Annotated in this window: 7 protein-coding genes, 2 pseudogenes and 1 riboswitch; of the genes and pseudogenes, 3 read left to right on the top strand and 6 right to left on the bottom strand. The window is 65.6% G+C overall.

The annotated features are described in order from the left end of the window. Nucleotides 1-148: 148 nt before the first annotated feature. The 3 genes from RHBS_RS20610 to RHBS_RS20600 all read right to left on the bottom strand — a co-directional run bounded on the left by RHBS_RS20610 (nt 149) and on the right by RHBS_RS20600 (nt 2,313). A complete protein-coding gene (locus RHBS_RS20610; protein WP_121870849.1) occupies nt 149-463 on the bottom strand; it encodes a multidrug efflux SMR transporter in 315 nt (104 codons plus the stop codon). Between the two features lie 12 nt (nt 464-475). Then, nucleotides 476-538: riboswitch (guanidine-III (ykkC-III) riboswitch) on the bottom strand. A gap of 36 nt (nt 539-574) precedes the next feature. Beyond that, nucleotides 575-1,312: a TIGR03943 family protein gene (locus RHBS_RS20605; RefSeq protein WP_121870848.1), complete on the bottom strand. Its 738-nt coding sequence runs from the start codon at nt 1,310-1,312 to the stop codon at nt 575-577. Then, complete coding sequence (locus RHBS_RS20600; protein WP_121872671.1) at nt 1,309-2,313, bottom strand: permease; 1,005 nt, start codon at nt 2,311-2,313, stop codon at nt 1,309-1,311. The genes RHBS_RS20605 and RHBS_RS20600 overlap by 4 nt, the downstream gene beginning before the upstream one ends. Nucleotides 2,314-2,429: 116 nt before the next feature. Between RHBS_RS20600 and RHBS_RS20595 the strand changes: the two genes are divergently transcribed. Both RHBS_RS20595 and RHBS_RS20590 read left to right on the top strand, forming a co-directional pair. Next, nucleotides 2,430-3,137, top strand: a complete 708-nt coding sequence (locus RHBS_RS20595; RefSeq protein ID WP_237669507.1) for a response regulator transcription factor — start codon at nt 2,430-2,432, stop codon at nt 3,135-3,137. Further along, nucleotides 3,134-4,546 (top strand): HAMP domain-containing sensor histidine kinase, encoded by a 1,413-nt coding sequence (locus RHBS_RS20590; RefSeq protein ID WP_272913881.1) that lies wholly within the window; start codon nt 3,134-3,136, stop codon nt 4,544-4,546. Before RHBS_RS20595 ends, RHBS_RS20590 begins: the two co-directional genes overlap by 4 nt. Here the strand turns inward: RHBS_RS20590 and RHBS_RS20585 are convergent. The 3 genes and pseudogenes from RHBS_RS20585 to RHBS_RS20575 form a co-directional block, all read right to left on the bottom strand. After that, a complete protein-coding gene (locus RHBS_RS20585; protein ID WP_121870846.1) occupies nt 4,526-5,644 on the bottom strand; it encodes an AbrB family transcriptional regulator in 1,119 nt (372 codons plus the stop codon). The two genes, RHBS_RS20590 and RHBS_RS20585, sit on opposite strands and share 21 nt — an antisense overlap. Continuing rightward, nucleotides 5,641-6,051, bottom strand: coding sequence for a universal stress protein (locus tag RHBS_RS20580; RefSeq protein ID WP_121870845.1), 411 nt, complete (start codon nt 6,049-6,051; stop codon nt 5,641-5,643). Before RHBS_RS20580 ends, RHBS_RS20585 begins: the two co-directional genes overlap by 4 nt. 33 nt (nt 6,052-6,084) lie before the next feature. After that, a pseudogene (locus RHBS_RS20575) lies at nt 6,085-7,465 on the bottom strand (CitMHS family transporter). A gap of 168 nt (nt 7,466-7,633) precedes the next feature. On the opposite strand from RHBS_RS20575, the pseudogene RHBS_RS20570 reads away from it, so the two are divergent. Continuing rightward, a pseudogene (locus RHBS_RS20570) lies at nt 7,634-7,840 on the top strand (histidine kinase); the annotation flags it as partial.

Here is a 7,840-nt window from a genome sequence, read left to right as displayed (position 1 = left end):
CCGGTGGCCAGGGCCATTCGAGTCGTCGCCAGTGCGACCTCCGCGACGCCGATCGCCTGTTCGGCGATGGCGATTCCGGCGCGCGCGGGCAGTGTGATCGCTGACACCCAGTTCATCGTTTTACTGTAACTGCTCGTAGCTCGGAAAATCAGTGAAGAACCTTCAGCCCCACGACGCATCCGACGATTCCGACCAGAAGCGCAATTTTGAGAATCGACGCGGCTTCTTCGCCGGTGATCATGGCGTACGAGACGGTGAGGGTGGCACCGATTCCCACCCAGACGGCGTAGGCGGTTCCGGTGGGCAACGACCGCATCGCGATCGCGAGACCGATCATGCTGAGCACCACCGCGACGCCGAACACGACGGACGGTCCGAGTTTGGTGAAGCCCTCGGACTTACCGAGTGCGGTCGCCCAGATCGCTTCGAGGACGCCGGAGACGACGAGAATGAGCCAAGCCATGAGAAATCACTCCTTGCACCGTCTTGTCGCTGTTCGGGTACGGTGCGCTCGTCCGATTGTCGGAAGTGACTTGTACGATCGTACCAATTTTGGCTGACAGTGGCCACGGTGTCAGTACGCGTACGTGTTCGCCGGTGCTTCGATTCGCTCGACCGTCGACACCGTCATCGTGGGTGTGAACGCGGTGTCCTCCGTCGCCGTGGCAGCGTCGACGGTTCCCGATATCTGCAGCCAGGTGCCGTCCGGAATGTCGTCGAGAGCTGCGCTACCTGCGTCGAGGTGGATGCGAACGGACCTGGCGTCGGCCGCGCAACAGATGATGAGAATGCGAGCGAGGTCGATGCCTTCTCTCGTTCCGTCGGCGCGCGGCGAGCCTCCGTTCGCGGTCGCGACGGCGAATCCGGTGACGCGAATCTCCCGTCCGTCGAGGCTGCCTTCGGTGTCCCTGACCGCGCGTTGCACAACATCGAGCAGCGGAACCTCGGGCGCGAGCTCGTCCGGCAGGGGTGGAAACGCTGTCCTCTGACGATCGGCCGCCGAGGTGACGGATCGATCGCCGACCGCCGAGACTCCCAGCGCGGGTGGTGCGATGAACAGGATGACCGCGAGCGGAACCAGGAGCAGCCAGTACGGACGCGAATCGTGATCATGACCGTCGTCACCGGGCCCACCGCGGCGGATGTCGGCGACGATCGACGCGATTGCCAGGGCGACGATCAACACCCCGGCGGTCAGCAGATACGGATGCAGCGACGGTTTGACGTATCGCACAAAGCTGCCGTCCCACGAGATCTTGACCATCGCTCCGCCGAGGAGCAGTAGCAGCAGATTCTGCACCTCGCGTTTCATCGCGCACCCAGAAACAGGTAGCCGCTCACCGAGGCGCACGCGATCGCGACGACGAAGGTCAGGGGAGCGAAGCGAGCCACGAAGCCGCGCCCGAAGCTGCCCGCCTGCATCGCCATCAGCTTCACATCGACAGCAGGTCCCACCACCAGAAAGACCAGCCGTGGTAGCAGCGGCAGCATCGACATGCTCGCCGCGACGAATGCGTCGGCCTCCGAGCACAGCGCGAGAATCACCGCGAGCACGGCCATCACCAGGATCGACAGCAGCAGCTGCCCGGCGAGATGGGCGAACACCCAGTCGGGCACCACCAGGTGCAGCAACGCGGCGGCCGCTGCTCCGAACACGAGGAAAGCTCCGGCCTGGAGCAGGTCCGTACGCGCCGACTCACGGAAGGTCTCCCACTTCGAGGTTCCGTGGCGGTGTTCGCGATCCGCGAGTCGAGCGGTGATCCACTCGGCCTTGCCGAACCTGGTCCACAACCAGCCCATCACCAGTGCGGTGGCGAGCGAGCCGAAGAACCGCGCGAGAACCATCGCCGGCTCGCCGGGAAAGGCCACTGCGGTGGAGACCAGGACGACGGGGTTGATCGCCGGTGCAGAGAGCAGAAACGCCAGAGCTGCAGACGTCGGCACACCCTGATCCATCAGCCGACGCGAGACGGGAACGGCTCCGCACTCACAACCAGGCATGGCCATTCCCGCGAGACCGCTCACTCCGACAGCAGCGGTGGCGTTCTTCGGCACCACCTTCTGCAGAACAGCGGGTGAGACGAACGCGGCGATGCCTCCGCTCACGAGCACACCCAGCACCAGGAACGGCGTTGCCTGCACGAAGATCCCGGTGAACACCGTCGCTCCGGTCTGCAGCGCGGGGGACGAGTCGACCCACCGGGTGACGTCGGCACCGAAGACGATGCCCAACACGAGCAGAGTTGCGAATACGTGCATGGATGACACGGGAGGCCGAGTCCTGAATCGGCCGTCCGTCTTCGCGTCGAGCATCGCTGCCATCATGCCTCCTCCGGGGTTCCACCGTGCTCTCGGTGACTCACAGCTGTCGGTGGCTCACAGCAACCTCACAGCGAGAGTGCAGCGGACGAGCAGCTTCCCGCGCGATGATGGACACCGTGAGCGAGACACCCGAGGCACGAGTCCTGATCGTCGACGACGAACCGACCATCGTCGAGCTGCTGTCGGTCAGCCTCCGATTCCAGGGGTTCGAGGTCGCGACGGCGTCGTCCGGTCCCGAGGCTCTGGACAAGGCCCGCAACTTCAGGCCCGAGGCGCTCATTCTCGACGTGATGATGCCCGGAATGGACGGCTTCGGTCTGTTGCGCCGGCTCCGAGCGGACGGAATCGATGCGCCCGCCCTGTTCCTCACCGCGCGAGATTCGGTGGAGGACAAAGTGACCGGCCTGACGCTCGGTGCGGACGACTACGTCACCAAACCGTTCTCGCTCGAAGAGGTGGTGGCCCGGCTCAGGGTCATCCTGCGTCGATCGGGCAAGAGCGAGGACACTCAGCCGTCCCGAGTTGCGTTCGCAGACATCGAACTCGACGACGACACCCACGAGGTGTGGAAGGCAGGCGAGCCCGTCGCGCTCTCACCCACCGAATTCACGTTGCTGCGGTACTTCATGGTCAACGCGGGAACCGTGCTGAGCAAGCCGCGGATTCTCGACCACGTGTGGCACTACGATTTCGGCGGCGAAGTGGGAGTGGTGGAGTCCTACGTCTCGTACCTGCGCCGCAAGGTCGATACGGGTGATACCCGATTGATCCACACACTGCGGGGAGTCGGCTACGTCATGCGTCAGCCACGGTGACGGGCATTCGAGCTCGGATTCGGAATCTGCCGCTGCGTTTCACCTTGGTCGCAGCGCTGCTACTCCTGGTCGGGCTCGGTCTGCTGGCGTCGGGGGTTGCAGTGACCTCCTCGCTCGAGACCTCGCTGATGCGTCGTCTGGACAGTCAACTGATCGAGGCGTCCCGCGGGTGGGCACAACCCGACGCCCGACCGCTCCCACCCGTGGACGAGCCGAATCCGAGCCGTCCGCCGTCCAACTTCTTCGTTCGCTCGGTGGCCAACGACGGTACCGTCCGCGGCCCCATCAACGATGTGGCGGAGGATGTTCCGGATCTGTCGGGCACGCCGTCGGCCATCCCGACGACCGTCGGTTCCGAGGGGGACCCGTCGAAACAATGGCGGGTGATCACGGTGACCAACAACGAAGGCTCCACCACCGTGGGAATGTCGCTCAGCGCCAACCAGCAGACCGTCAGCAGGCTCGCGGTACTTCAGTTCTACATCGGAGCAGCGGTGTTGCTGGCCCTGGCCGTGATTGCGTATTTCGTGGTGCGGCGCAGTCTGCGACCGCTGCGTGAGGTGGAGACCACTGCTGCGGCCATCGCCGCCGGGGATCTGCATCGCCGAGTCCCCGAGTGGAGCGAGAAGACCGAGGTGGGCCGGTTGTCGGCGGCCCTGAACGGGATGCTCTCGCAGATCCAACGCGCCTTCGCGGCCACCGCGGCCTCGGAGGAGGCGGCGCGTGCATCCGAGGATCGGATGCGCCGCTTCGTCGCCGACGCCAGTCACGAACTACGGACGCCGCTGACGACGATCCGCGGGTTCGCCGAGCTGTACCGGCAGGGTGCGATGAGCGACATCGCCGTGCTGATGAACCGAATCGAGGGCGAGTCGGCGCGCATGGGACTGCTCGTCGAAGACCTGCTGATGCTCGCGCGCCTCGACGCCCAACGACCCCTCGAAGTACGCCGAGTCGATCTGCTCACCATCGCCGCCGACGCCGTGCACGACGCGAAGGCGGTCTCGCCCCAGCGCGACATCTCGCTGAAGGTGTTGGCAGGACCGGGAATTCCCGAGGTCGACGGTGACGATGCCCGGCTGAGGCAGGTACTCGCGAACCTCGTCGGAAACGCGGTTCGGCACACGCCCGAATCCGCGTCGATCACCGTGTGTGTCGGGACCACCCGGTCTTCGGTGCTGCTCGAAGTGCAGGACACCGGGCCGGGTCTGCGAGAGGAGGAGGCCGCACACGTCTTCGAGCGCTTCTATCGAGCCGATTCCTCGCGAACCAGGGAGAGCGGCGGCAGCGGGCTGGGGCTGTCGATCGTCGCGGCGTTGGTCGCCGCTCACCGAGGCACGGTGCGAGTGCACAGCACCCCGGGGCAGGGCGCGACCTTCCGGGTCGAATTACCCCGCGCCGACGGTTGATTCGGTCGCCGCCCTGGCCTTCTTGCGTTCGGCCAGCCTGGTGTACGCGGCTGCGGCGAGTGGCGCGGCGACGAGCATCGACACCAGCCGAATCACCTGAACGCAGGCCACGAAGGTGACGTCCGATCCGGTCGTCGCAGACACCGCGAGCACAGCGGCCAACCCGCCGGGTGTGGTGGCGAGGTAGCCGGTCAGCATGCTGACCCCGGTGACGGCGGAGAGCGCCCAACCGAACAGTGCGCACACCAGGCCGATCGAGAGGACCAACAGCGCCGCCCACGGAAAGATCCGTCCGATGGCCCGCAGGCTCGCGGTCGTGAAGGCAAGTCCCGCTTGCCATCCGATGACGATGAACGCCACCGGCAGCAGGACCGTGGGCACCGAGATGTCCACGGGCCACCCGAGCAGCTCGCATGCGCCCGCCACGATCAGCGGTCCGAGCGTTGCCGGTGCAGGCAGTCTGATCAGACGCGCGAGCACGATCCCCGTGACGACGGCTCCGAGCAGAAACGCCGTGCCGAGATACCAGGGCGTCGAGATCTCCTCTCTCGCCGCACCACTGCCGGAGTCGGCGTGGAAGGCGAACGTGACGATCAAGGGCATCGTGACCACCACGAGTGCAACGCGCAGGTACTGCACCACGGCGACGATGCGCTCGTCGCCGCCGAGCTCCCGGGCGATGGACACCAGACCCGTTGCGCCACCCGCGATCAGGGACAGTGCGCCAGTAACCGGGTCGACATCGCGATGCAGGGCGAGCAGCGCGCCGCAGCCTGCGCTGACAACCAGCGTTCCCGCGCCGACGAGAACGGCGGGAATCCAGTTCTCGCCCAACGCACCGAGTGTCTCGGTGTCGAGCATCAGCCCGATCGTCACCGCCAGGGTCCCCTGCGCCGCCATCGACAATGGACGGGGGACGGCCGCGGGTCCGAGACCGGTCAGTGCGAAGACCACGGCGACGACGAGCGCCGCGAACAACGACGGTGCCGTGAGCCCCAGCGCCGCGAAAAGGGCCCAGCCCCCGACGGATACGGCTGCGAGGCCGATCCATCGGAGGCTGTGCCCCACTACTTTTCCGGCGCGGTCGGAGACACTCACACTCCGGACTTGACCAGCAGAACCGGAACCGGGATCTCGAGCAGCAGCCGCTGAATCGTCTGTCCCATCAGGAACTTGCCGACGGCCGAACGGTGGCGCGAACCGACGACGAGGATCTCGGACTTCTGTTCCTCGACCAAAGTCAGCAGGGTGTTGACGGCATCGGGATCGGGCCTACCCACTGCCACGGTCCAGGTGACGGCGTCGGCGTGGTCGATGTCGGCCAGAGCGGTCTCCACCGAAGTGGACACTGCCTGCGTCTCGGCCGCCTCGGCGGACGGTTCGGCCGATCCCGACAGCGCGTGCAGGACGACGAGGTCCGTCTCTCGGATGCGTGCTTCTCGAACGGCGGCCGCCAGTGCTGCGCGGCCCTCGGGTGAATTGTTGTGCAGTACGCCAACAGTCATGACGGTTTCTCCTACGCGAGATGAGGTGGGGGATCAGCCGAACGGGATCTGGCCGAGGACGATGCCGACGGCCAGCATCGCGAGGGAGACGACCACCGCTCGCCAGAGCACCTTCTTGTGGTGATCGGCCAGCGACACTCCGGCGAGAGTGACCAGCAGCAGGATGGCCGGAACCAGCGGGCTCTGCAGGTGGACGGGCTGACCGGTGATCGATGCACGGGCCATCTCGACCGGGTCGATGCCGTATTTCTCGGCGGTCTCGGTGAGCACTGGAGGATGCCGAAGTAGAACGCGTCGTTGGTCATGAAGAACGTCAGCGGGATGCTCAGGATGCCGGTGATGACGGCCAGGTACGGGCCCATGCCGGGCGGGATGACGTTGAGCAGCCACTCGGCCATGGCCTCGACCATGCCGGTGCCCTGGAAGACGCCGGTGAGGATTGCCGCGGCGAGCACCATGGCGACCACGGAGACGATGGAGGACGAGTGCCGTGCGATCGCGTCGCCCTGCTCCTTGACCTTGGGGAAGTTGACCGTCAGGGCAATCGAGGCAGCGATCATGAACAGCACCGGGATGGGCAGGATGTCCATGACGAGAACGACGAGCAGGATGACCGTCAGAGCAGCGTTGAACCACAGTAGCTTCGGGCGCAGGGTGTCGCGGTTGGGGTCGAGGCCGTCGAAGAACTGGCCGGATTCGCTGTCGTCCGATCCGCCAGTGCCTGCTCCGCCGGTTGCCTTGCCGCCCTTGCGGATACTGCCGCCGCCACCGGAGGCCACCAGTTCGGTTCGTAGATCAGCTTGCCGATGCGTCGGCGTTCCATGATGCCCAGGTGAACGGCGAAGAGCAGCACGATGATCAGGCCGACGATCATCGAGGGAACCATCGGAACGAAGACGTCGGACGGGGAGATGCCGAGGGCGGAAGCAGCGCGAACCGTCGGGCCGCCCCACGGGATGATGTTCATCGTGCCGTTGGCGAGACCGGCGACGACCGTCAGAATCACCGGGCTGACACCGAGTTTGAGATAGAGCGGCAGCAGTGCGGACGTCACGATGATGAATGTGGTGGAGCCGTCACCGTCGAGCGAGACGACCATGGCCAGAATGGCAGTTCCGACAACGAGTTTCATCGGGTCGTTGCGCACCAGGCGGAGAATTCCGCGCACCAGTGGGTCGAACAGTCCGACGTCGATCATGATTCCGAAGAAGATGATGGCGAAGAACAGCAGGGCCGCGGTGGGGGCCAGGGACTTGATGCCGTCGGTGATCATGTCGCCGATGCCGAGCCCCGCGCCGGCCAGCAGACCGAAGATGACGGGTACGAGGGTGAGTGCGACGACGGGCGTGGCTCTCTTGGTCAGGATCAAGAACATGAAGGCGGCTACCATGAGGAAGCCGAGTATCACCAACATCGTGCACTCCTTCTCGAATGTGTGAGGTGGGTCCGGTTGGACTGCGTGTGTGACTGAAGTTACGTAACCGGCATCACATGGTCGCCGTTGTGCGCACTACCCGCGCTAGCAACGTAAAGAGCCTTTTGCGCATTGTGCTCGAGCCCGCCCGGCGCATAGCCTGAGTGGGTGCGATTGAGGACCCAGGTGCTGTTGTTGCAGGCAGCGCTGGTGGCGGTGGCCCTGGCAGTGGCGTTCGGGGTGTTCGCGATCAGCAGTGGCAGGCAGGCGAGTGAGGAGTACGGCGAACGTGCGCTCGCGGTCGCCCGGACGGTGGCGTCGGACCCGGAGGTGCGCTCGCTCGTCGAGCAGTTCTCGGCAGTCGACACCGCCGGC

Origin of the sequence: Rhodococcus sp. BS-15, from assembly GCF_000813105.1 — a bacterium.
Taxonomy (GTDB): domain Bacteria; phylum Actinomycetota; class Actinomycetes; order Mycobacteriales; family Mycobacteriaceae; genus Rhodococcoides.
This window is presented reverse-complemented; position numbering and strand designations above follow the sequence as displayed.